Raw genomic sequence first — 23,583 nt, forward strand, 5'->3', positions numbered from 1 at the left:
TGCGGTTGTGCCCAGGCCAGGACCGAGGCGTGGCTCCGTTTCCGGTCAGCCGGCCGACAACCGGAACGTGATCCGGCCGAAGCCCACCTGATCTCCCTCGCGGACGACGGCCGCGCCGACGACACGCCGTCCGTTCACCGTGGTGCCGTTGGTGGAACCGAGGTCGCGCAGGACCCACAGGCCACCCTGGTGACGGAGTTCGGCGTGCACGCGGGAGACCGTCTCGTGGTTGAGGCGCAGTCCGCTGGCGGGGTCGCGGCCTATGCGCAGCGGATGTCCGTGCGACGGATGGGGCAGCAGCAGCTTGGGCAGCCGCTCGGACTGCCACGCCCTGCGCATGCGTACGGTGAAGCCCGAGACCGCCTCGACGGTGCCGAACACCAGGCGCGAGAACCGGCTCTCGGTGCGCAGGTCGGCGGTGAGCACGGCGAGTTCGTCCGGTTGGCGGGCGACGAGCGCCAGCTCCATGCGGCGGACGAACGTGTCGTGGGACAGGCGGCCCACGGCGACGCCGTCACGGAGTGCCTTCAGCGCCCGGTCGCGCTCCGCGTCGGAGAGCCGCGCGGGGAACGTGTTGAACTCGAAGGACGACGTCACGCTGGTGATTGTCGGGCAGCGCGGCCGGGCTGTCCAGGAAACGGGAAACCCGCCGCCACGCGCGCGTACCCGGTGAGACCCGCCGCAAATGGGTGGATGCACCAGCGGATTGATCTCGTTTGACGCACCATGGACGGGCTACATCACGGTGAGCAGACGAAGGGGAACCGTCCGTGCAGTTCGAGGTGTGGGCACCACAGGCCGGCCGTGTGACGCTCCGGTGCGACGACGTCACACGCGCGTTGGAACGCGATCCGGAACGGGCGGGGTGGTGGAAGGGCGAGGCCGAGGCGCGCGACGGCTCCCGGTACGGCTTCGCGCTGGACGACGGGCCCGTGCTGCCCGATCCGCGCTCGCGCCGGCAGCCGGACGGCCCGGACGGGCTGAGCGCCGTCGTCGATCACGAGCGGTACGTGTGGCGCGCGCGGTGGCGGGGGCGGCCGCTGCCCGGCGCGGTGCTGTACGAGCTGCACGTGGGGACGTACACCCGCGAGGGCACCCTGGACGCGGCCGCCGAGCGGCTCGGGCATCTCGCCGAACTGGGCGTCACCCACGTGGAACTGATGCCGTTGTGCCCCTTCCCGGGTACGCACGGCTGGGGCTACGAGGGCGTCTCGCTGTGGGCGGTGCACGAGCCGTACGGCGGTCCCGAGGCGCTGAAACGCTTCGTCGACCGGGCCCACGCGCTCGGCCTGGGTGTGGTGCTCGACGTGGTGCACAACCACTTCGGGCCGTCCGGCAACTATCTGCCCGTCTTCGGGCCGTACCTCACGGACACCCACCACACCCCCTGGGGCGCGGCGGTCAACCTGGACGCTCCCGGCTCGGACGAGGTGCGCGCCTTCCTGATCGGCAGCGCGCTGGCGTGGCTGCGGGACTACCGGCTCGACGGACTGCGCCTGGACGCGGTGCACGCGCTGGTGGACACGCGCGCCCACCACTTCCTGGAGGAGCTCTCCACTGCCGTCGACGCCCTGGCCGAGGAGGTGGACCGGCCGCTGTTCCTGGTCGCCGAGTCGGACCTGAACGACCCGCGGCTCATCACCTCGCGCGCGGAGGGCGGCCTCGGGCTGCACGCGCAGTGGAACGACGACTTCCACCACGCCCTGCACACGACGCTGACCGGCGAGTCGCAGGGCTACTACGCCGACTTCGCGCGTGCCCCGCTGGCCGGGATCGCCAAGACCCTCACCGGCGGTTACTTCCACGACGGGTCGTACTCGAGCTTCCGCGAGCGGCACCACGGGCGCCCGCTGGACCGCACGCGGGTGGCCGGGCACCGGCTGCTCGGCTACAGCCAGACCCACGACCAGGTCGGCAACCGCGCCCAGGGCGACCGGCTTTCGGCCCTGCTCTCCCCCGGGCTGCTGGCGTGCGGGGCCACGCTGGTGCTGACGGCGCCGTTCACGCCGATGCTCTTCATGGGCGAGGAGTGGGCCGCGGGCACACCCTGGCAGTTCTTCACCGACCACACCGACCCGGAGCTGGCGGACGCCGTACGGCGGGGAAGGCGGCGGGAGTTCGCCGCGCACGGCTGGAAGGAGGAGGACGTTCCCGACCCGCAGGACCCGGCGACCCGGGACCGCTCCTGCCTCGACTGGTCCGAGCCGGAACGCGAGCCGCACGCGCGCGTGCTGGCCTGGTACCGGCGGCTCCTGGCCCTGCGCCGCGAGCAGCCCGACCTGACCGACCCCGACCTCGCCGACACCAAGGTGGCCTACGACGAGGAGCGCCGCTGGCTCGCCTTCCGGCGCGGGGACGTCCTGGTGGCGGTGAACCTGGCCCCCGAGGCGGCCGAGCTGCCGCTCGGCGTACCCCACGCGCGTGTGCTGGCCGCGTGGGAGCCGGTGGACCCGCCCGGGGCGGACGGGGTGGTGCGGCTGCCCGGGGAGTCGGGCGTGGTGCTGCTGGGTGAGTGAGCGCCCGGCGGGGCCCTGCATCGCCTCGCGAGGGGTGCGTCCATCGTCGTCACCGCCGTGCCCTGGGCGTAGGTGGGGACGGTGACGCGGATCCGGGTACCGCGCGCCTCCTCGGGCGCTGCCGGTGATCTCCTGCGCGGACCGGGCGAAGACGGACTTCCCCTCGGTCGGATCGAACGTCCGCGCGCAGTAGCCGTGGCCGGCGTCGGCTGCCGTGACCATGAGCGTGGCGAGGCGCTCCGCCGGGGTCCGCTGCCGCGCCGGAAGGGCCGTGGCACCGGGCGCGGCGGTGCCCGAGCAGCCGGCCAGGCACCTGAGGGCAGCCGCCGCCAGCAGCGACCCGGTCGCCACGGTGCTCTTCATGAGCGGAGGACAACCGTGCGGCACCGGCCGCTACAGGGTGTCGTCGGGGTCCGCTGCCGCGCCGGAAGGGCCGTGGCACCGGGCGCGGCGGTGCCCGAGCAGCCGGCCAGGCACGTGAGGGCAGCCGCCGCCAGCAGCGACCCGGTCGCGACGGTGCTCTTCATGAGCGGAGGACAACCGTGCGGCACCGGCCGCTACAGGGTGTCGTCGTCCGCGTCCCCCAGGTCCGTCACCCGTTCCAGCAGGATCGGCTCCCACGCGCGGCGCAGCCGGGTCCCCAGGAGGGTGGTGTCCTTGCCGGTGAGGGCCCCGGCGAGATGGACGAGGGTGTCGCAGCGGGCGAGCCACAGGCCGCGCAGGCAGGGGCGGGCGCCGTACCCGGCGAGGGTGGCGGCGCGGACGGCGGCGGGTGAGCCGACGGCGAGCGCGAGGCCCGCGATGTCCTCGGCCGGGTCGCCGACGACCGCGCCGGCCCAGCCGAGCACCCCGCGCACCCGGCCGTCGGCGCTGATCACGAGGTGGCCGCCGGTCAGGGAGTGGTGGGTGAGGACCGCCGTGCCGGGCTGGGCGGCGAGCTGGGAGGCGGCGGGCGGGGTGAGCTGGTTCAGGCGTGCGGCGTCGAACTCGTCGGCTGCGGCGAGGCGTTCGGCGGCGCGCACGGCGGCCCGGCGCAGGGCCTCCAGGGAGCGCGGCGCGGCGCGCGGCACGCCGAGCGTCTCGGCCTGCCGCACCGGTACCTCGCGCAGGCCCGTGAGGAGCGCGGCGAGGTCGGCCTCTCCGACGGCGGACACGTCGTGCTCCTCCCCCGAGCCGCCGGGCACCTTGGTGTCCAGTGTGTAGGCCAGCCCGGGTGCCCACTCGCCGTGCGCGACGCTGGCCGGCACCGCCATCGGGACGTGCGGGCGGACGAGGTCGCGCAGGCGCAGCTCGCGTCGCTGGCGCAGGGTGGCCTCGCGGTCGGGGGCCAGGCGCAGCACGTGGCGGGTGCCGACCCACCAGGTGACGGGGTCGGCGCCCGGGGTGGCGGGCCGGACGTCGGGGCCGGGGCCGCTCCCGCCGGGGCGGGTGTCCTTGCCGCCCCGGCCGTCCTGGGCGTCCTTGTCGTCCCTGCCGTTCTTGAGGAGGGAGAGGACGAGACGGCGGACGGTGTCCGCGGTGGGTGTGGGTGCCTGGGTCATGGTCGCGCCGTTGCCGTTCGGGAGGCGGGCAGGGGACATCGGGGCCTCACTCCACTATGACCAGCTCGCGCGTGGTGGTGTTCAGGCGCCGGCCGCCGTCCTCGGTGACGGTGACGATGTCCTCGATGCGGACCCCGAACCGGCCGGGCAGGTAGACGCCGGGTTCCACGGAGAAGCACATGCCGGGCACGAGGGGCCGTTCCTCGCCCTCGATCATGTAGGGCGGCTCGTGCGTGGTGACGCCGATGCCGTGTCCGGTGCGGTGGATGAAGTACTCGCCGTAGCCGGCGCCGGCGATGACCGCGCGGGCGGCCCGGTCGACGTCCTGGCAGGCGGCCCCGGGCCGCACCGCGCGAAAGCCGGCCTCCTGGGCCTCGCGCACGAGGTCGTGCACGCGGCGTTCCTCGTCGGTGGGTTCGCCGACGTGGACCGTGCGGGAGGTGTCGGAGCCGTAGCCGTCGCGCAGGCCGCCGAAGTCGAGGACGACCATGTCGCCGCGGGCGATGACGCGGTCGCCCGCCTCGTGGTGCGGGTCGGCGCCGTTCGGGCCGGAGGCGACGATGGTGAAGTCGACCTGCTCGTGGCCGTGCCGGCGCAACAACCGGTCGAGGTCGGCGGCCACCTCGGATTCCCGGCGGCCGGCGAAGGGCACGTTCCGGATCTCTTCGAACGTCGCGTCGGCGGCGGCGCCGGCAGCCGCCATGAGGTCCATTTCGGCCTCGTCCTTGACGGCGCGCAGCATCGGCAGGGCCTCGGTGAGCGAGGCGTAGGTGCTGCCGGGCAGGGCCTGCTGGAGGGCCAGCAGGTGCAGGACCCAGGCGTTGTCGCTGATGCCGAACCGGCCTTTGGAGTCGAGGAGTGCGGCGGTGGCGGCGTAGGGGTCCTTGCCGTCGGTCCAGTCGCGCAGGTTCAGGGCGGCCGCGCCGGCCGCCCGGCGCGCGTCCGGGGCCTCCAGGGCGGGGACGACGAGGACGGGGTCCTGCCCGGCGGCGAGGACCAGCAGGGTGAGCCGTTCGGTGACCGCCGGGGGCGTATAGCCGGTGAGCCACACCAGGTCCGGTCCCGGAGCCACCAGCAGGCCGGCGAGGCCTGCCTCGGCGGCCGTGCGCGCGGCGCGCTCCATGCGGGCCCGGTAGTCGTCGGCGGTGAACGACGCGGCCGTGCTTCCGGTCATCCGGGCCTCCCAGGACGGACGAAGGGGCTACGGGCAGCATCCTGCCCGCCCGGAGGGGGCGGCGCGAGCCGTCTGCGGGCATTCACCCTGGCATCCTGCACCAACGTCAGGTACGGACCTGCCCCGGCGGCCGCACAGGTGTACCGCCTGCCGCAAGGCGCTGCTGGGCCGGCCCGGGGCCGGGGGCCGGTCGACGCGTGCACCTCTTCGACGGCGGCGCGGTGCTCATGTGCGACTCCAGCGTGCCGGGCGCGACGACGGGGAACCGGACGAGGAGACGTACGACTGGATCGAGACGGCCCTCGACGACGGCCTTCCGGCCGTGCGGGCGTTCCACCGCCCGCCGGTGCCCCCTGCGCCACTCCCTGCCCGACTCCCCCCTTACGGCACCCGGGGCGGCTGGCCGGCCCGAGGTCGCGCGGCTGATCACCGGCCACGCCCACACCCCCGCCGCCACCTCGTTCGCGGGGTGGCCGTCGGCCGTCGGGCCCCGGGGCGGCAAGGACGCGGCGGCTGCGTGGGGAGGGCGGGCGGATCACGGACCGGGACGCGCCGCCCGGGTACGCGTTCCATGTCCTGGACGAGTCGGGCCCGTCGTGCAGGCCGACGAGCATCGGCAGTCAGAGCGCGTTCTCGGCTTCCGGCCTGTTGAGCGTGAGCGCCAGTGTGGCCTCAAAGCCCCCCGCGTCGTCGAGTTCCCCTTCACCTGCTCGCTCGGCCCCGTCCAGAGCGCCTTCCTGACCGGCCTGGCCGCCCACGAGCCACTTCAGGGTCGGGGCGTGCGGGCGCGCCTCAGGCGGCGACAGCCGGTACGAGCGTCAGCTGCTCGTAACCGCCGCCGCGGTGGCGGACCGTCAGCCTGACCTCGGAACCAGGGCGGGCGCGGGCGACGGCCCGGACCAGATCGGCGGCGGTGTCGATCCGAATCGTGCCGAAGGCGAGGAGGACGTCGCCGCGCACCAGACCGGCGGCCTGGGCCGGCCCGGGGACGTGCAGCCCCACGACCACGGCCCCCGGCTTGCGGGCGTCCATGACCTGCACGCCGAGGGTCGCGGCGGCGGGCCTGACGGGAGCGGCGGAGGGCGAGGGGCCGGGGAGCGACGGCGTGTGCCATGCCCGCGGGTCGAACCGCCCGCCCTTGCCGGCCACGGTGACGCCCATCGCCCCGAGGCCGATCCCGGACAGCACCAGGACCGCGCCGGCGAACCCCGCCAGCAGGACGTTGAGGACCCGCCGTCCACGTCGCCGGGCGGCGTGCGGGCGGATCCGTGACGGGCCGGTCCCCGTCGCCGGCACGGCCGGTTCGGGTTCCCGACCCGGCATCGGCTTGGGTCTCAGCGCGGTCTGTTCCATGGCTCGCCTCCCGATGGTGCCGATCGCCTCCGGCGGATCCCGGAGCGATCACGGCAGGTGCTCTACCCGGCACATCGGCGGCCGACGAGTCACGAACGAGTGAGACTGAACGGGGCCCGGCGCGGTCACGGGGAAGCGCAGAACGGGGACACGGCTCGTACCGCGCCCGGTCGCCGGGTGCGGTACGAGCCGCGGGAGCGGGAGGGCCGGCCCGCACCCCGGGCGGCGCCCCCGCCTCAGCGGAGGGCGGGCACGGGCACGGCCGGGGGGCGGTCCGGCAGGAAGCCGTGGGCGCGCCGGGACAGCCACGCGTCCTTGTAACGGTCCACCTCACGGTGCCAGTTGAGGATGCCGGACATCCAGTTCCGCAGGTCCGCCACATACGTCCCCATCGCCGCGCGTGCCTCCCCCGTGAGCTGGAAGTCGTCGTACAGGACGGGCAGTTCGTGCTCGACGACGTGCTCGAACTGGCGCATGCGCTGGCTCATCAGGTCGTGCACGATGCCGAGCCCGGTCGGGTAGTCGCAGCCGAAGAAGGACTGCACGACGAGGATCGCGTTGTGGATCTCCCCCTCGAACTCGATCTCCTTTTGGTACGAGAAGACGTCATTGAGGAGGCACGCGAAGTCCATCGCGGCGTTCTCCAGGGAGCGGACGGGACCGCTGCGGTAGACCTCGGGCGGGACGGCCGGGCCGTGTCCCATCCGGCACAGGCTGAGGGTGAGGTCGGAGCCGAAGGTCGCCCGGCGCATCTCCAGGTAGTCGACCGGGTCGGGCACACGGTTCTGGAGCTGGTTGGACAGCTCCCACACCCAGCTCTCGGTCATGGCGTTGATGGCGTCCTTGAGCGTACGCCGGGCCTCGGGCGTCATCTCTGCGGTGGTGCGCGCCCACAGGTCGGCCAGGCCGCGCTCCATGGCGTTGACCGGGGTCGGCGGCTTTTCCTGGGCGATCGGCATGCAGTCGGACAGGCGGGCCGTGGTCAGGCGGGCGGCGGCGAGGTCGCGGCGGTGGCCGTAGACCAGGGGATAGTAGTCGTCACCGTAGGTGCCCCAGGCGAGCCATTGCGCGCTGAGGTCGAGGGCCTCGGGCGTGGCGTCCGGGTCCAGGCCGGCCGAGCAGAGCGGGAGGTCGTAGGCCCGCAGTTTGTCCTCGTCCCAGACGCCCTCGGCGAGGATGCCCATGCGTTCCACCCAGGCGCGCAGGCTGCGGCGGGTGGTGTCCAGGTGCGGGCTGAGCTGCAGCGGGAACGGCATGCGGATGTCGGGGATCCGCGACGGCCCGACCTTCTGGTAGGGCACGTGCGTGTAGGAGCGCAGTCTCCCCCACTGCCCGAAAGGCGTGGGAGGTGCCCCCATGGCTCCCGCCGTCGCGAGCAGGGCGCGGACGTCGGCGGCGGAGGTGCCGATGCCGGTGCATCCCGGCCACGGGCCGCCGCCGCGCACCGCGTTGTCGTTCATGTAGCGGCTGGAGCGCAGATGCCATTCGTGGCCGCCGGACTGCCAGTCCTGAAGCCCCTTCGTGTACGCCGCCACGGCCGCGACCTCGTCCGGTCCGAGCCCGTTCTCCAGAGCCGCCGCGGGCACTTCGGTGAACGCCGTGTGCTCGAACTGGTGGAGGCGGGAGGTGAGGACCTCGTTGACGGTGTCGGCGGCCTCCTGCGTGGTGCAGCCGAAGAAGGTCTCCAGGACGAGCACGCCGTTGCTGTTCTCACCCTCGTCCTCGACCTCACGCTGGTAGGAGAACAGGTCGTTGCGCAGGTGCACGGCGTCGGAGAACGTCTCCATCAGTACGCGCAGCGGCCTGGTTGCGGCCACTGCGGCGGGCACTTCGGCGGTCGCGTACTCCACGAGACCCGCCGACCAGGGGGCGCCACCGACCTTGCGGCGCATCTCGATGTACTCGACGGGGTTGGCGATCCGCCCCTCGTTGATGTTGGACAGCTCCCACATCGACTCGTTCAGCAGGTGCTCGGTGGCCACGGCGAAGCGGCGGCGCCAGTCCTCGGACATCTTCGGTACCGTGCGCGCCCACAGGTCGGCGAGGCCCGCCTCGACCGGGTTCTGGGGTTCCGGGAGGGGAGCCGACAGGTCCAGCGGCATGAACAGGGGCAGCCGGTCCAGGTGCGCCTTGCCGGCGGCGCGGTCCTGGCTGCGCTTGTACATCTCCAGGAAGTGGTCGTCGAAGAAGAAGACCCACACGTACCAGTCGGTGATGAGGGAGAGGGCGGGGGCGTCGCAGTCGGGGTGGGTGTAGGCGCAGAGCAGGCCGTAGTCGTGCGCGTCGAGGTCGGCCTGCTCCCAGACGCCGGATCCCTCCAGCATGCCCATCTCGCGCGCCCACTCGGTCGAATGGGCACGGGCCTCGTCGACGTGCGGGTTCAGCCGCGCGGGGTGCGGCAGGTAGAAGTGCGGGAGTTCGAACGGCTGCGTCATGGCCGGGCCCTACCCGGCGCCCCGCGGCGGCATCCGCCGGGCCGGACATGATCACACCATCGCGTGAATCAGAGGCGAATACGGGCCTCCCGTCGGAGGGTTGTGGCGTTCCTCCCCCAGCCGGAAGTCGCCTCCGTCTCCCTTCACCCGGCGTCCCGTACCCGGATCTCTACCGGGCGTCCCGTACCTGGATCAGCGCGTGCGTGCCACTGGTGCGCCAGCGCTGGTCCTCCGCCGCGACGAGGGCGGCCTCGGTGTCCGTGTCGAGGCCGGTGATCACATCGGACTTCAGGGTGCGCAGGGCGGCGACCGGGCCGGGGAAGTAGCCGGTGACGTCCGCGAAGGAGGTGGTCGGGGCCCAGAGCCGGTCGCCCACCAGACGGCGGTAGTTGAGGTCGCCCTTGACGATCGTCAGCGTGGCCGACGCGAACTCCGCGCGCAGGTCGCCGGGCATCTCCTCGTACGGCAGCGGGGCGCTGGAGAAGGGATGGGCGCGCAGGGTGAGACGGCCGTCGGCCAGGGCGGACCACAGCCGCCGCCCGTACGCGGCGGCCGCTCCCCCGGCACCGGTCAGCCGGCGCAGGGCGTCGACGACGTCGGCGGTGGTGGCGTCGGAGACGTAATAGGGGTACGGCTTGACGTGCAGGACCGCCCGTTCGGTGCGGCCGCTTGCCAGGAGGTGGGCGACGAGGAGGAGATCGGGGACGAGTTCGCGGCCCGCGTTGTCGGCGACCAGGCACAGGGTGCCGGCCCCCGGGCCCGTGGTGTCGAGCAGTGACCAGAGCCGGTCGCTGTCGTCGGCGACCAGGCCGGGAGCGGCGTCCGCGTCCCGCGCGCCCTCGGCGGAGAGGCGGAAGCCGAGGTCGGCGCGGTTGCCCCAGAGGGAGCCGTGCAGCAGGGCCTGTGCCTGTTCGGCGGCGGGCCGGCCGGTGAGGTCGTCGAGTGCGGCGAGTTCCTCGTCGGTCTCGGCGGAGTCGAGCTCGGCGCGCTTGAAGGGGCGGAAGGGGTCGATGCCCTGCCAGGGGCCCGGGCCGAAGTAGCCGACGGCCTGGAGCAGTCGGCGGTAGAACCAGCTCTCGGACCAGAGCCACGGTACGTCGAACCAGGACCGGCCGGTGTACGCGCGCAGTCCCCAGCTCTCCCAGTGATCCCGGTCGTGCGCGTCGGCGGGGAGGGGTTCGATCGCGCCCTCGGTGCAGTTGGCGAGGAGTTCGTCGAGGGCGCGGTGCTGCGCCGGCTCGTACGGGAAGGCCTCGCGGACCTGCTTGATGATCGCGGGATGCCGCTCGGCCAGCACACTGTGGGGGAAGGAGCCCGGCTGGTTGCCGAGGAGCACGGGGGCGGAGGGGATGTCGGGCATGGGCCTCACCGTAACGCGCGTGCCCTGCGCACCGGACGAGCCGCCCGGCGCTCCGCTCACACCGGTGCGATCTCCCGCTCCAGACGCGCAGCCAGGCTCAGATAGCGGGCGCGGCGGGTCACCGGGACCAGGCCACGGATGAGTATGTTCCACATCTCGGCCGTCCGGCGGGGCTGGCGCGCCACCGGCTCACGGGAGCGGCCCACGACACGGGTGCCGACGAAGAAGCAGACCAGCGAGTGGGCCACGACGTCGATGTCGATGTCCGGGTGGACATCGGACTCCTTGACGGCGCCGACGAGCCGGGCCGTGACGATGTCCAGCCACTCCGTGAACGGGTGGCTCAGGGGCGGCCGCGGCCGGATCCCGCCCGTGGCGAGCCGCAGACCGGCCCGCAGCACCGGGTCCTCGACGGACATGCGGGTGATGCCGAACGTGAGGCGCATCAGCGCCTCCAGGGAGGTGTGGCCGCGCCGGTCGGTCTCCGTCGCCAGCCGGCGGGCGGTGTGCGACTGGAGTTCGAGAATCGCGTGGGCGAGATCCTCCTTCGCCGCGAAGTGGAAGTACAGGGCGCCCTTGGTGACGTGGGCGTGCTCCACGATGTCGCTGAGACTGGTCGATTCGTAGCCGCGACGGTCGAACAGGTCAGCGGCGGCCGTGATGATCGTCGAGCGGGTCTGCTCGGCTCGCAACTGCCTCGCCATCGACTGAACTCTCCCGGGACGGAAATGAACGGGTCATGCCGTTTGTTTTTACCCCCCGTACACGATAACTCACCCTGAGACGGCCCTCATCACGCCAGTGTGCCGGAGTGCGGGTGCACATCCGGCAAAACAAGCGCAACTCGTGAGCAAAAACAGCGGGTTCGGTATCTAACTGTGGGAGATGCGGGGCCGGACGTAAAGGCGGGCCGGCCGGTGCCCCATCCGCACCGGCCGGCCCGCCCGCTGTGTGGCCTGCCTCGTTCAGCGTTCCCCGAAGAGGATCGAAGTTTTCAGAAGGTCAGCTTCCAGCCGTTGAGGGTGCCCGTGTCCTGCGCCGCGGTGTCCTGGACGCGCAGCTTCCAGGTGCCGTTGGCCACCTCGCCGGAGGCGTTCACCGTGTAGGTGGTGTTCACGTTGTCGGCGGAGTCCGACGCGGCGGACTTCAGGCGGTACGCCGAACCGTCCGGTGCGACCAGGTCGATGACGAGGTCACCGCGGTAGGTGTGGGTGATGTCCACGCCGACCTGGAGGGCCGAGGGAGCGTTGCCGCTGCGGCCGGTGACGCTGATGGGCGACTCGATCGCCGCGCCGTTGTCCGGGATGGCGACGGCGGTGGTGCTGGAGAAGGTCGTGCCGGTGGACGAACCGCCCTTCACGGCCTGGACCGTCTTGGCGGCGTCCGCGAGGCCCGCGCCGCAGCCGCCGGAGCAGGTGCCGGGCAGCGGACGGGCGTTGGCCTTGATGGCCGATTCGATCTGCGCCGGGGTGAGGGCGGAGTTGGCCGACTTCATCAGGGCGGCGAGGCCCGCGACGTGCGGGGTGGCCATGCTGGTGCCCTGGTAGGAGGCGTAGTTCTCGGTCGACGGCGTCTTGGTGCCGGAGTTCAGCGTGGACAGGATGCCGTTGGCGGTGGAGGTGCGGGTCTCACCGCCGGGGGCGGAGATGTCCACGAGGGAGCCGTAGTTGGAGTACGAGGCCCGGCTGCCGGCGCGGTTCGTCGCGGCGACCGTGATCACGTTGTTGCAGTTCGCCGGGGAGGCGTTGGAGACGTTCTGGTTCTCGTTGCCGGCCGCGACGACGACCGCGGTGCCGCGGTTCACGGCGCCGTTGATGGCGCTCTGGGTGGCGGTGGAGCAGGCGCCGCCTCCGCCGAGGCTCATGTTGATGACCTTGGCGACGTTGCTGTTGGCGGGGACACCGGAGACGGTGCCGCCGGACGCCCAGGTGATGGCGTCGATGATGTCGGAGTCGTAGCCACCGCACTTGCCGAGGACGCGGACCGGGGAGATCTTCGCGCCGTAGGCGACACCGGCGACGCCCTTGCCGTTATTGGTGGCGGCGGCGATGGTGCCGGCGACGTGGGTGCCGTGCCAGGAGGAGGTGGACGCGGCGATGCCCTGTCCGCACTCGTTGTCGTTGTACCAGTCGCCCGGGTCGGCCGGGTTGCTGTCACGGCCGTTGCCGTCGACGGAGACGGCCGTGTCGGAGATGAAGTCGTAGCCGCCGACGATGTTCGCGGCGAGGTCCGAGTGCGCCACGTAGCCGGTGTCGATGACGGCGACGGTGACGCCGGTGCCGGTCGTGGTGTCCCAGGCGCCGGGGACGTTCATGCCCGCGGTGGCCTCGAACAGGTCCCACTGCTTGCCGTACTCGGTGTCGTTCGGGGTGACGGCCGTCGGCTTGTTCAGGCGGTCCGGGACGACGTAGGCGACCTGCGGGTCGGCCTGGTACGCGGCGACGACGTCGGCGACGGACGCCCGGGTGGAGTCGGTGCCCAGGTCGACGAGGGCGGCGCCGGTGCCGAGGCGGCGCTGGAAGTCGACATCCTCGCCCGTCTTCTCGGCCTTGGTCGCGGCGTCGGCGGCGGCGGCCTTGTTGGACTTGGCCTCGGTGGCGCCGGACTTGTAGCCGACGATGAGGCGCTCGGCCGTGGTGCCGGGGGCGGCCTCGGTCTGTGCGGCCGGGACGGCGGCCGGGGTGGGGGCGGACTCCCGGGCGACGGCGACCGAGGCGGGGGCTGCGGTCAGCAGGGCCGTGGAGACGACGGCGACGGATATCAGCTTCCGTCTGAGCTCTGGGGAGATACGCACGGTCGTTGCCTTTCGTGGCCGGACTCCGGGCTGGGCGGAGCGGCGGTGGGGTCGCTTCGTCCTCGAAGCGGAGGGGGGGTGGTTCGAAAAGCGAAGAGCGACGCGATGGCCGGCCAGGCGCGAGACAGCCGCGGACCCGTTCGGGGTTACCTGTGGGTCAGCTGTGCTCGAACGATAGGCAAAGGGAAGGTCACCGGGATACGGGGGAAACCCTCGATCCGGTCGGCACGCGACCCTCTATGACGGGCAGTTGAGGGCTCAATGGACCCTTTTCGCGCAGGTCGTGGCGTGATGAACGCACCGGGCCGATTTCCCGTACTGCATACCGAACGTCGCCGCCCAGGCCGAGGAGACGCAGACGGATGTCTCGTGGACCCGCACACCGCACCGCACTTGCGACCGCTCTCGTGACCCCGCTGCTGCTGCCGTTGTGGACGGCGGGGCCGGCCCGGGCGCACGGCGCGCCGACGGACCCGGTCAGCCGGGTGGTGGCCTGTTCCCCACAGGGCGGTGACCGCGCCGGCTCGGCGGCGTGCCGTGCGGCCGTCGCCGCGAACGGAGCGCCTTTCACGGCGTGGGACAACCTGCGGGTGGCGAACGTGAACGGCCGGGACCGTGACGTCGTCCCCGACGGGAAGCTGTGCAGCGGGGGTCTGCCCGCCTACCGGGGCCTCGATCTCGTCCGCGCCGACTGGCCCTCGACGCGGGTGGCACCCGGCGCGACGCTCACGATGCGGTACGTCTCGACGATCCCGCACACCGGCACGTTCCGGATGTATCTGACGAAGCCCGGCTACGACCCGTCCGGGCCGCTGTCCTGGTCCGACCTGCCCGGGAAGCCGTTCGCGCAGGTGACGGACCCGGCCCTGACGGACGGCGCGTACCGCTTCGAGACGACCCTGCCGTCCGACCGGGCCGGGCGGCACGTGCTGTACACGGTCTGGCAGAACAGCAGCACGCCGGACACCTACTACTCGTGCTCGGACGTGGTGTTCCCGGAGACGGAGAAGAAGGAGCCGCAGCCGGCGCAGGAGAAGGAGAAGGAGGGGGAGCGCAGGAAGCGGGAGGGGGCGATGCCCGAGCGGAGGAGGGAGGCGGCGAAGAAGGAGCCGGCGGCCGGCCCTGCCGCGCCCACCCCCGGCTCGCGCCCTCGGGGCGACGGGACGCCACTGGCCGGTACCTCCGGCCCGGCCTCCGGCCCGTCCGCGCCCATGCTGGCGGGCGGCGCCGCGGCGGTGCTGTTGCTCACCGGCGGCGCCGCCCTGGCCGTACGGCTACGGCGACGCTGAATTGACGCGTCGCAGAGGTCAGTTGACGTTGACGGCGACACCGCCCGCGGTCACCGGGGCGTACTTGGCGGTGAAGAACGCGTTGGCGAAGCACAGCGACGAGCCGGACACCTTGGTGAACTGCTGGTTGCTGAAGGAGATGCTGTTGTCGGCGTTGTCCGACGTGCCGGTCAGCCCGGGGGCCTGGTAGACGCAGGTGATGGTGCCGAGCAGGGTGCGCAGCTTGACGGTGGACTGGACGGTGGAGCCCGCGGCCGGGGTCACGGAGACGGTGCCGTCGGAGGAGACGCTGGTGGTGTAGGGCAGGTTGTCGACGGTGATGCCGCTGACCCCGAGCACTCCGACGACGTTGGCGGTACAGCCGCTGGTGTCGAAGCTGTGCTTGGTCAGGGACTCGGTGGCGGTGCCGGGGGCGGCCGGGTTGTCGGTGACGGTGGCGGAGAACGCCGACTTGGTGCAGGAGATGCCGTTGGTGCCGGTCGCGCTGGAGTAGAAGGTGGCGGCGGTGCCGCTCGCCAGGGACGCGTCGAGGACGTCGCCGACCGCGACGGCCGCGCCGTCGGCGGTGGTCAGGACGGGGGTGTCGGCCGCGGAGGCGGGGGCGGCGAGACCCAGGGCGGCGACGGCGGCGGTGAGGGCCAGGAGGGTGCGTGTACGCATGCGGGTGTACCTCTTTCATAGCGGGGGTGGGGAGTGGGCCGGGCGTCCGCCGTTGCCGGCTCGTCGCGTCTTCTCCGTACGTGACGGGCCGGCAACGGCCCGCCGGTCACCGGCCGGAGGCTCACACGGGAAGGGACCTGCGGCGGGGCCGGGCGGGGTGTGGTGGCTGATGGCACGGCTCCAGGGAAGCGGCCGTGCCGTGGCGGGGGACTCGGGCGAGGGAAAGCCCGTGCGGACGCACCGGGTGACGAGCTGCCCGTACGGACGCACTGGGTGACGAGCTGCCCGTACGGGGACGAGCGGGTCCGGGGCACGCGGACGGTGCCGCGCGGCGGATCCGGCGCCACGGATCCGGTGGGACGAGGAGAGTTGTAGACCTGCTTCTCCATCAACGTCAAGGCTTCGCAGGGGAGTTGTGCGCGGGCTGAGTCTTTCGCGACACCGGCGACTCACCTGCGGCGCAGAATCGACACTCTTTGTTCACACTTCCCTTGACCCTTGATGTAACCGCCGGTAACTTCCTCGATGGCTACTGCGGCGTAACGGAAAGCCCTTGCAACCGCCGGGAGTTGCGGGGATGCGCGTACGCCGTCGATGTCCGCGCCAGGGCAATGCGCCACCGCCGTCCCGATCCGCACCCACACGCACCTGGAGCAGACATGACCTCCTCCGCCGAGCACACCCCCGAGAGAGCCGACGGCGCCGCCGCCCCGGACGCCGGTGACGTTCCCGCGCGACGCGGGCGGGTCCGGGCACGCCGCGCCGCGGTGATGGCGGTGCCGGCCACGCTGGTCGCCGCCGGTCTCGCGGTCCTCACCGCCGAGGGGGCGCTGGGCGTGCAGTTCGCCATCTCCGGCATGCCGTTCACGGTCACCGCGACCGAGCTGAACGGCACCGGATTCGCACAGTTCGGCGGCCTGGACGAGATGGCCGAGGGCAGTCCCAACGCGGGTGACACCGGCGGTCAGGTGCTGGTCGTCACGTCCGTGATCAAGAACGCGACCCTCACCAAGCTGTGCCAGAGCGTGGACCTGGGCGGCACGAACCTGGTCATCAGGGCGGGTCAAGGGGCGCAGAAGGTCACCGCCAGCGATCTGACGACCGACTCCACCGAGCTGACCGGCGACGCGGCGTTCAACAACATCGAGATCGGCAACGACGCCAGCATGCTCGACAAGGCCGGGCCGAAGGGCCGCGGACCCAAGGGCGTGTTCAGCCAGCAGTCCGACACGGTGCACATCGCCAACCTGCGGCAGACCAACTACGCCACGACGGCCGGCGTGTTCAAGCTGCCGGGACTGAAGCTGGGCTTCAGCGGATCGGGTTGCTGATGCCGCGCGGTCCGCGCGAGGGGTTGCGGCCCGCCTTCGGGCAGTGGCGGGCCGGCCGGCCGTTCTGGGGCGGGCTGCTGCTCGCCCTGGGCGGCGCGGAGGTCCTGCTCACCCTGAAGGCGTCGCTGGACGTCATCCTGCACGTCGGCATGCAGGGCCTGGCCGGCTATCTGCTCCCGGCCGTGATGCTGCTGTGCGGCGTGCTGATCCTCTTCAATCCCGCTCAGCGCCTGTTCTACTCGCTCATCGGGGTGCTGGTCTCCCTGGGCACCTGGCTGACCTCCAACCTGGGCGGCTTCTTCATCGGCCTGCTCCTGGGCGTGATCGGCAGCTGCCTCGCCTTCGGCTGGCTCCCGGACCAGGAACCCCGCGTCAGCCGCAGGCGGCGCCGGAAGGAGGCCCGGACGGCGAAGGGCGTGCCCCCGGCGCCGGTGGGGCAGCCCTGAGCCCTGCCGCGAAGCGGCTCCCGGCACGCGGGACCCGCCGCATGGCCGGCCCTGTCCGGCGTCCACGGGAATCCGGAGGCGGCCCAGCCGATCGGTGACCTGCCCTCCGGCCTGCCCGCACTCTCGCGTGGCGGCCCGGCACGGCACCTCCGGGTCGTCCCGCCCGGCCGGGCCGAGGGCCTCGCGTCCTCGAAGCCCCCGCCTGCCCCACCGTCACCGCCCCTTCCGCCGCGTCCGCCGTCCCGCGTGCCGCGTGCCGCACCAGTGGCAGGCGGGCACCCCGAGCCGGAGCCGGCCGCGTCGGCGGTGATCATGAGCGGTCAGCCCGGCGTCATCTCTGTCCGCGCGTGCCGGCCGAACCGCACGGACGGTACGGAAGGCCGAGGTGAGAGCCTTTCCCGGCGCCACTGTTCGACCAGTCGCACAGATCATCACGATGCGGCAGCATCACCTCACGGCATGTGTCCGCTCACTTGACGATCGGTGGTCACACACGATTGGCTCCGGGCCAGCGAGAGTCATCCGGTCGGGGCACACCCTGCGGCCCGCCTGCACTCTCACCCTGCTCTTGCTCGGCCGCACAGCGAGGTCCGCCCCTCATGAACACTCCTCCCCCGCCGCGCCCTTCCGTGAGACGCACGCGTCTCGCGACCCTGGTGTCCGCTCTGTGTCTGCTGGTGTCCGGCTGCTCCGCCTTCGGCGTGGCCGACGACGGGCCGGACACGGCGGGCGGGCCGGACGGCGGGATGAGGGTCACCCTGGTGACGCACGGCGGCGAGGGGGACGCCTTCTGGGATCTGGTGCGCCGGGGCGCCGAGGCGGCGGCCGCCAAGGACGGCGTCGACCTGACGTACGTCAGCGACGCCGACCCGGCCGCGCAGGCCGACCTGATGCGGAAGGCTGTCCGCGACAAGGCCGACGGCATCGCGGTGACCCTGGCCAAGCCGGCGGCGATGCGCGGCCCGGTCGCCCAGGCCAAGGCGGCCGGCATCCCCGTCGTGGGGCTCAACTCCGGTATCGACGCCTGGCGCCCGACCGGGCTCCTGGAGTACTTCGGGCAGGACGAGTCCGTCGCGGGCCGGGCCGTCGGCGACAAGCTGGACGACCTCAATGCCGAACACGCCCTGTGCGTGGTGCACGAGCGGGGCAACGTGGCGCTGGAGGCCCGCTGCGCCGGTGTGCGCAAGACGTTCCGCGGCGCCACCGACAACCTGTACGTGGACGGCAGTGACATGAACGCGGTGACCGCCGCGATCGCGGCCCGGCTGCGGCGGGACTCGAGCATCGACGAAGTCGTCACGCTGGGCGCCCAGTACGGGCTCAGCGCCGTCAAGGCGGTGCGGCAGACCGGCAGCAGGGCCGAGGTCGCCACCTTCGACCTCGACAAGGACCTGGTCAAGGCGATCCAGGGCGGCGAGGTGCAGTTCGCCGTGGACCAGCAGCCGTATCTGCAGGGCTATCTCGCGGTGGACGCCCTGTGGCTGTACCGGACCAACGGCAACGTCAGCGGCGGCGGGACGGCGCCGGTCCTCACCGGCCCCGCCTTCGTGACCAGATCGAATGTGTCCGCCGTGGCACGGTTCGCGGCCGCCGGGACCCGGTGACCGGATACTTCCTGTGACGGTGTCGCCAAAGATTCGGTCAGGCCCGGCCCATACGTCCACTTGTGCGGATAACATCCTGCGCATCCCATGTGCCGTGCCGGGGAAGGCACCACACCCGCGCCCGTTCCCCACACTCCCCGACCGCTCCGCCTCCCCGTTCCCCACCCCCCGCTGATCGCCCTAGGACGACGATGTCTCGACGGACAGGTGCCCGGCGCCGTCTCGGCTCCATACGCCTCTCCCTGGTGCTCCTGGCCCTCGTGCCCAGCATCACTCTCGCCGCCATGTGGGGCGTGACGACGATCCAGATGTTCTCGGAGGGCCTCAGGCTGCGGGACCAGACGGACCTCAGCCGGTCGACCGGCGCCATGGGCACCGACGCGACGCTCGCGCTGCAGCGGGAGCGCAGTCTGTCGGCCGCGTGGCTGGCCTCGCCGAAGGGCTCCCGCGCCGCCCTCGACGCGCAGCGCGAGGAGACCGACAAGGCGGTCGCCAAGCTGGTCGGGCAGGCGGACGTGATCGAGAAGGCGCCCTCCCGCGTCTCCGACCGGCTGTACTCGGTGCTGGGCTCGGTGGGCAGCCTGGAGTACTACCGGGACCAGGTGGACGACCCGACCGACATCACCGCGCAACAGGCGCTGGACCAGTACTCCTCGATCATCGACGACCAGATCCACGCCTTCCAGGAGCTGTCCCAGGTCGACGACGGCGACCTCACCTCGCAGGCCGGCCCGCTGGTCGGTCTCGAGCACGCGGCGGAACTGGTCTCCCAGGAGGACGCACAGCTGACCCTGGCCTGGCCGTCCGGGCATCTGGACGACAAGGCGTGGACGCAGTTCACGGAGTTGGTGAACACGCGGCGCTGGCTGGTCCAGGACCAGGTCGTGCCGCAGCTGACGGGCGACGCGAAGGCGCAGACGGAGCGCATCCTGGCCAGCCCGCAGTGGCAGGCGCTGCAGTCCGTCGAGGACGAGGTGCTGGCGTCGCGCAACTCAGGTGCCTCCGCCGACCGGATCGCCCTGCCGGACGCGCGGAAGCGGTGGAGCACCGCCATGGACAAGCTGTCCGAGGACTACGAGGGCCTCATCCAGCAGCAGACGACGGGGCTGCTGGAGCGCAGTGCCGACAAGGCGGACGCCCTGCTGCTCAAGGCGGCGCTGCTGAGTGCCGGCGGGCTGCTCGCGCTGCTGGTGTGCGTGGGCATGTCCTGGCGGATCACCCGTTCGCTGTCCCGGCGGCTGCGTGGGCTGCGCCGGGCCGCCGTCAGCCTGGCGCAGGAGCGGCTGCCCGACGTGGTGGCGCGGCTGGACCGGGGCGAGACGGTCGATCCGGAGTCGGCGACGACGGAGCTCGACTACGGCCACGACGAACTCGGCCAGGTGGCCCGGGCGTTCAACACCGCGCAGCGCACGGCCGTGCACACCGCCGTCGAACTCGCCGACACCCGGCGCGGCTTCCAGAAGATCATCCTGGGTATCGCGCGGCAGAGCCAGAACCTGGTCAACCTCCAGCTGAGCAAACTCGACACGCTGGAGCGTGAGCACACCGACCCCGACATCCTCAAGGGCCTGTACGAACTCGATTCCACCGCCAGCCAGTTGCGCCGCTACGAGGAGAACCTCGTCATCATCAGCGGCGAACGGCCCGGCCGCAGCTGGAGTGAGCCGGTCGCGCTGATGGACATCCTGCGCAGCGCGGTCGGGGAGGTCGCCGAGTACCAGCGGGTCGACGTGCTCACCGAGGAGGAGGTGTACGTCGCGCCGCCCGCGGTGGCGGACGTCATCCATCTGCTGGCCGAGCTCATCGACAACGCGACCGTGTACTCCCCCGCCCCGAGTCCCGTCACGGTGCGGGCCCAGATGGTGGCCAAGGGCTTGGCCGTCGAGGTGGAGGACCGCGGCCTCGGCATGCCGGAGGAGGACTACGCGTCCTTCAACGAACAGCTGGCCGTACCTCCGCAGTTCGACGTGGTGGCGCTCGCCGACGACCTGCGCCTCGGCATGTTCGTGATCGCCCGGCTGGCCCACCGGCACGGCATCGCCGTCACCCTGCGCTCGTCGCCGTACGGCGGGACCACGGCGATCGTGCTGATTCCGCACGAGATCGTGGTGCGGGAGATCGCGGGCGTCGGGGCACCGCACGCACGGTCCGCCGAGGCCGGAGCCGGTGCCGACGGTCTCGCGGTCCCGGCCGGCCCGACAGGCCCGGCCGGCGGCACGAAGGACGGTGGCGCGAAGGACGGTGGCCCCCCTGAGGACACGCTGGTGGCGGTGGGAGGACGGGGTGCGGTGGACGCCGAGCCGAGTGAGGCGCCGCAGCGCTCCGACGCTCCGGGGGCAACCGGACGCGCCGGCGGGGCCGCCCGTGAGCCCCGTCCCCTCGTCGCGGCCCGCACCGCCTCCGCCGTCCCGTCCGCCACGCGCGAGGTGATCCCCCGCCGGGACGGTCTCGCCCCGCTCCCCCGCAGGGTGCCGCAGACCAGCCTGGTGGAGGAACTGCGCGAGGAGGCGCCGCCCGCCGGTGACGACGGCTCCCTCGACGACTTCACCGCGGAGGCCGCCGCGTCCTCCCTGGCCGGTTTCCAGCGCGGCACGCTCCGGGCCCGTGACGACGACACCGAGCCGTCGTACGACGCGGAGACGGCCGCAGCACCCCGGCAGGCCGCCGCCGGTCCCGTCCCCCCGACTCCGCCCGCCGACCGCTGACGAAGGACACCGCAATGACACGCCCCATCCCCGCCACGCACACCCAGCTCGACCAGCTGCTGACCGGACTCGTGGAGCGGGTCGCCGACGTGAACCAGGCCGTGGTGCTCTCCGAGGACGGCCTGGTGGTCAGCAAGTCCACCGGATTCCTGCGCGACGACGCCGAGCGGCTCGCGGCGACCGCGTCCGGGCTGATGAGCCTCAGCAAGGGCGTCAGCATGGATTTCCGGGGCGGTCCGGTGCGCCAGGCGCTCATCGAGATGGCCAACAGCTATCTGATTCTGACCTCCGCCGGTCCCGGCGCGCATCTGGTCGTGCTGACCGGGCCCGGCGCGGACGTCGGAGTCGTGGCCTACCAGATGAACATGCTGGTGAAGAAGATCGGCGAGCACCTGAGCGCGGCACCGCGGGGCGTGGCCGGCCCCGTCGTCGACCCAGGCGTGTGAGGTGGGCGGAGGTGATGCGGCGGGCCGGCTCGTCAGGCCGTTCGCTCTGACCGGTGGCCGCACCCGGCCCAGCCGCGCCGACTTCACGCTCATCTCGACGGTCACGGCGGTCGACCCGCAGCCCGCCTCGGCGGCACGGTGCCAGCCCGAGCACACCCGAATCCTCCGGCTGTGCGCCGAGCCGCTCGCGGTGGCGGAGCTGGCCGCCCGGCTCGACCTGCCGGTGAGCGTGGTCGTCATCCTGCTCTGCGATCTGCTGGAGGCGGGCCGGATCACCGTCCGCCCACCGCGCCTCGTTTCCCGCGCCACTCCGGACCTGGACCTGCTGCAGAAAGTGAGGGACGGCCTTGGCCGGCTCTGACCTTGCCACTGACGCGCCTTCGGCGCCCGACACGGTCAAGATCCTCATCGCCGGGGGCTTCGGCGTGGGCAAGACCACCATGGTCGGGTCGGTCAGCGAGATCGTCCCGCTGCGCACCGAGGAACCCCTGACCATGGCCGGTCTGGGCATCGACGATCTGGACGGCATCGAGGAGAAGCGGGCCACCACCGTGGCCCTTGACTTCGGCCGGATCACCATCAGCCGGGAGCTGGTGCTGTACCTGTTCGGCACGCCCGGGCAGCAGCGGTTCTGGTTCATGTGGAACGACCTGGCGCTCGGCGCACTGGGGGCGGTGGTCCTCATGGACGTCCGCAGACCCGAGGCCAGTTTCGCCGCGATCGACTTCTTCGAGCGCCGGGGCATCCCGTTCGTCGTCGGGGTCAACGGCTTCCACGGTGAGCACCCGTATCCGCCCGAGGACATCCGGGAGGCGCTCGCGGTGCCCGAGCACGTGCGGGTGCTGCTGTGCGACGCCCGGGACCGCGAGTCGTGCCGTGACGTGCTGATCGCCCTGATCGACCAGCTGATCGCGTCGGCGGTACAGGCCTGAGGCGGAACGGTTCAGCTGCGGCGGGGAGCGGCGCCGGGCGGCTCGGTGTACGGCACCGGGCGGCCCGTGAACGCGTCCAGGACGATGCGATCGCCGACCGGCCGGTCCAGCGTCACCGTCACCTTCGCGCCGCGCAGATCGGCCGTGCGGGGACGGTCCTCGGCGCCCGCCACTGCGGCGGACAGCACCACGCTGCCGTTCGTTTCGAGCGCCGTCACGACGGGGCCGTCGTCGCACGAGCCGTAGTGCGCCACCACGGTGACGGACCGGCCGTCCGGCGCCACCTTCACCAGGCCGGCGAGCGGCACCGGTCCGTCCTTGGGCACGTGGGATCCGAGCGGCCCGATGGGCGGCTCGGGCAGTTCGGAGGGGCTCACCGCGGCCCTCTTCAGCGGACCGGCGTAGCCCTCCAGGGTGAACAGCCAGGCCGGGACGGTCGCCGGCCCGCGGGCGGTGAGCACGGTCATGTTCCCCAACTCGGCGCCGGTGACGGTCGGTCGAGGGCCCGGGCCGCTGTTGCGGTCCAGGGCACGGTAGGCCCGGTCGGCCGTCATGAGAGGCCTGGTGAGGGATTTCCCGTCCTGCCACGTCACCCGGCCGCTCTTGCCCCGGGCGGAGGAAAGGGGCGCCCGCACGTCGAAGGTGCCGGTCGCGAAGGCGCGCCGATCGTCGCCGCGCAGGCCCTCCGCGGGCGGTTGGACGACCGGGGCGACGGGATGGTAGCCCTCGTGCCACCGGGCGGCCGCCCGGGAACCGTCCCAGGACTCGGCGACCCGATGGGCGCGGTCCGGTGACGGCGGGTCCGCCTCGGGGTCGCCGGCCTCGGCCGAGCCGCAGCCCGCGGCGGCACCGGCTCCGGTGACGGACAGGGCGAGGACGAGCAGAAGACGGGCGGTTCGTGTGCTGTCGGTACGCATGGCTCTCCCAGGGAGTCGCGGTGCCGGGGTGGTTGCGTCCCTGTGACGCCCCACCACCGGCCCGCGTTCGGTTCCCCTGT

At 72.6% G+C, this 23,583-nt stretch carries 19 protein-coding genes; 9 read left to right on the plus strand and 10 right to left on the minus strand.

Annotation, left to right across the window (positions count from 1 at the left end; all coding sequences use genetic code 11):
• Nucleotides 1–45: 45 nt before the first annotated feature.
• Nucleotides 46–597, minus strand: a complete 552-nt coding sequence (locus tag ACIQHQ_RS09965; RefSeq protein WP_402611313.1) for an FHA domain-containing protein — start codon at nt 595–597, stop codon at nt 46–48.
• A gap of 173 nt (nt 598–770) precedes the next feature.
• Here ACIQHQ_RS09965 and treZ point away from each other — a divergent pair, with 173 nt between their 5' ends.
• Nucleotides 771–2,516, plus strand: a complete 1,746-nt coding sequence (gene treZ / locus ACIQHQ_RS09970; RefSeq protein ID WP_402611314.1) for a malto-oligosyltrehalose trehalohydrolase — start codon at nt 771–773, stop codon at nt 2,514–2,516.
• A gap of 557 nt (nt 2,517–3,073) precedes the next feature.
• Here the strand turns inward: treZ and ACIQHQ_RS09975 are convergent.
• The 7 genes from ACIQHQ_RS09975 to ACIQHQ_RS10005 form a co-directional block, all read right to left on the minus strand.
• Nucleotides 3,074–4,057, minus strand: a complete 984-nt coding sequence (locus ACIQHQ_RS09975) for an aminoglycoside phosphotransferase family protein (protein ID WP_402611638.1) — start codon at nt 4,055–4,057, stop codon at nt 3,074–3,076.
• A gap of 46 nt (nt 4,058–4,103) precedes the next feature.
• Entirely contained in the window at nt 4,104–5,231 is a 1,128-nt protein-coding gene (locus tag ACIQHQ_RS09980) for a M24 family metallopeptidase (protein WP_402611315.1), read from the minus strand.
• A 792-nt stretch (nt 5,232–6,023) separates the two neighbouring features.
• Nucleotides 6,024–6,584 carry a PDZ domain-containing protein gene (locus ACIQHQ_RS09985; protein WP_402611316.1) on the minus strand — a complete coding sequence of 187 codons (561 nt, stop codon included), beginning with the start codon at nt 6,582–6,584 and terminating at the stop codon, nt 6,024–6,026.
• A gap of 236 nt (nt 6,585–6,820) precedes the next feature.
• Nucleotides 6,821–9,019 carry a germacradienol/geosmin synthase Cyc2 gene (gene cyc2 / locus ACIQHQ_RS09990; RefSeq protein WP_402611317.1) on the minus strand — a complete coding sequence of 733 codons (2,199 nt, stop codon included), beginning with the start codon at nt 9,017–9,019 and terminating at the stop codon, nt 6,821–6,823.
• Between the two features lie 169 nt (nt 9,020–9,188).
• Nucleotides 9,189–10,379 (minus strand): damage-control phosphatase ARMT1 family protein, encoded by a 1,191-nt coding sequence (locus ACIQHQ_RS09995; RefSeq protein ID WP_402611318.1) that lies wholly within the window; start codon nt 10,377–10,379, stop codon nt 9,189–9,191.
• 56 nt (nt 10,380–10,435) lie between these two features.
• Nucleotides 10,436–11,083 carry a ScbR family autoregulator-binding transcription factor gene (locus tag ACIQHQ_RS10000; protein WP_402611319.1) on the minus strand — a complete coding sequence of 216 codons (648 nt, stop codon included), beginning with the start codon at nt 11,081–11,083 and terminating at the stop codon, nt 10,436–10,438.
• A 290-nt stretch (nt 11,084–11,373) separates the two neighbouring features.
• Complete coding sequence (locus ACIQHQ_RS10005; RefSeq protein ID WP_402611320.1) at nt 11,374–13,173, minus strand: S8 family peptidase; 1,800 nt, start codon at nt 13,171–13,173, stop codon at nt 11,374–11,376.
• Between the two features lie 362 nt (nt 13,174–13,535).
• Between ACIQHQ_RS10005 and ACIQHQ_RS10010 the strand changes: the two genes are divergently transcribed.
• Nucleotides 13,536–14,462, plus strand: coding sequence for a lytic polysaccharide monooxygenase (locus ACIQHQ_RS10010; RefSeq protein ID WP_402611321.1), 927 nt, complete (start codon nt 13,536–13,538; stop codon nt 14,460–14,462).
• Nucleotides 14,463–14,480: 18 nt separating this feature from the next.
• On the opposite strand, the gene ACIQHQ_RS10015 is transcribed toward ACIQHQ_RS10010, so the two are convergent.
• Nucleotides 14,481–15,122 (minus strand): Tat pathway signal sequence domain protein, encoded by a 642-nt coding sequence (locus ACIQHQ_RS10015; protein ID WP_402611323.1) that lies wholly within the window; start codon nt 15,120–15,122, stop codon nt 14,481–14,483.
• A gap of 659 nt (nt 15,123–15,781) precedes the next feature.
• On the opposite strand from ACIQHQ_RS10015, the gene ACIQHQ_RS10020 reads away from it, so the two are divergent.
• The 7 genes from ACIQHQ_RS10020 to ACIQHQ_RS10050 all read left to right on the plus strand — a co-directional run bounded on the left by ACIQHQ_RS10020 (nt 15,782) and on the right by ACIQHQ_RS10050 (nt 22,586).
• Nucleotides 15,782–16,453 (plus strand): DUF6230 family protein, encoded by a 672-nt coding sequence (locus tag ACIQHQ_RS10020; RefSeq protein ID WP_402611324.1) that lies wholly within the window; start codon nt 15,782–15,784, stop codon nt 16,451–16,453.
• Nucleotides 16,453–16,899: a DUF6114 domain-containing protein gene (locus ACIQHQ_RS10025; RefSeq protein ID WP_402611325.1), complete on the plus strand. Its 447-nt coding sequence runs from the start codon at nt 16,453–16,455 to the stop codon at nt 16,897–16,899. The genes ACIQHQ_RS10020 and ACIQHQ_RS10025 overlap by 1 nt, the downstream gene beginning before the upstream one ends.
• A gap of 599 nt (nt 16,900–17,498) precedes the next feature.
• Nucleotides 17,499–18,503: a substrate-binding domain-containing protein gene (locus tag ACIQHQ_RS10030; RefSeq protein WP_402611326.1), complete on the plus strand. Its 1,005-nt coding sequence runs from the start codon at nt 17,499–17,501 to the stop codon at nt 18,501–18,503.
• A gap of 191 nt (nt 18,504–18,694) precedes the next feature.
• Nucleotides 18,695–21,208, plus strand: coding sequence for a nitrate- and nitrite sensing domain-containing protein (locus ACIQHQ_RS10035; protein ID WP_402611327.1), 2,514 nt, complete (start codon nt 18,695–18,697; stop codon nt 21,206–21,208).
• A gap of 14 nt (nt 21,209–21,222) precedes the next feature.
• Nucleotides 21,223–21,654, plus strand: a complete 432-nt coding sequence (locus tag ACIQHQ_RS10040) for a roadblock/LC7 domain-containing protein (RefSeq protein ID WP_010034179.1) — start codon at nt 21,223–21,225, stop codon at nt 21,652–21,654.
• 1 nt (nt 21,655) lies between these two features.
• A complete protein-coding gene (locus ACIQHQ_RS10045) occupies nt 21,656–22,015 on the plus strand; it encodes a DUF742 domain-containing protein (protein WP_402611329.1) in 360 nt (119 codons plus the stop codon).
• Nucleotides 22,002–22,586, plus strand: a complete 585-nt coding sequence (locus ACIQHQ_RS10050) for a GTP-binding protein (protein ID WP_402611330.1) — start codon at nt 22,002–22,004, stop codon at nt 22,584–22,586. Before ACIQHQ_RS10045 ends, ACIQHQ_RS10050 begins: the two co-directional genes overlap by 14 nt.
• 11 nt (nt 22,587–22,597) lie before the next feature.
• On the opposite strand, the gene ACIQHQ_RS10055 is transcribed toward ACIQHQ_RS10050, so the two are convergent.
• On the minus strand, nt 22,598–23,503 hold the full coding sequence (locus ACIQHQ_RS10055) for a hypothetical protein (RefSeq protein ID WP_402611332.1): 906 nt from the start codon (nt 23,501–23,503) through the stop codon (nt 22,598–22,600).
• Nucleotides 23,504–23,583: the final 80 nt, after the last annotated feature.

Source organism: Streptomyces sp. NPDC092370 (genome assembly GCF_044755265.1).
GTDB lineage: Bacteria > Actinomycetota > Actinomycetes > Streptomycetales > Streptomycetaceae > Streptomyces.